Genomic DNA, 323 nt, shown 5'->3' with positions numbered 1-323 from the left:
CGCGCGGTCATCGGGTCGCTGAACGTCTGCATGAGCTGGCGCACGATGACGGCCAGCTCCCGGGCGATTTTATCTTTCAGCTTCGGGTCACGCTCTTCCGGGGCAATCTGTTCCGGGAAGTGCATTATCACCCGGCGACGGGACACCCCGCCGCTGCGGTCGGTGAAGCGCATCGGATTGTTGTTTACGGCCAGTATCACCGCCGGAATATGGGTGGAGTATGCATCGCGGTATTTCGGGTCGACGGAGACCGCATCCCCGCCGGTGATGGCCTTGAGTCCTGCCCCGTCACCGCTCCATTTCTCCTGGTCAGGCAGACGTAT

The 323-nt window shown here is 61.9% G+C and carries 1 pseudogene; it reads right to left on the bottom strand.

Annotation, left to right across the window (positions count from 1 at the left end):
* Positions 1-323, bottom strand: a pseudogene (locus OGX96_RS00045) (DNA primase); the annotation flags it as partial.

This window comes from Citrobacter sp. Cpo100, assembly GCF_030332595.1.
Classification (GTDB): domain Bacteria; phylum Pseudomonadota; class Gammaproteobacteria; order Enterobacterales; family Enterobacteriaceae; genus Citrobacter; species Citrobacter portucalensis.
Note: the sequence above shows the minus strand (reverse complement) of the source record. Positions and strands in the feature narration are given on the sequence as shown.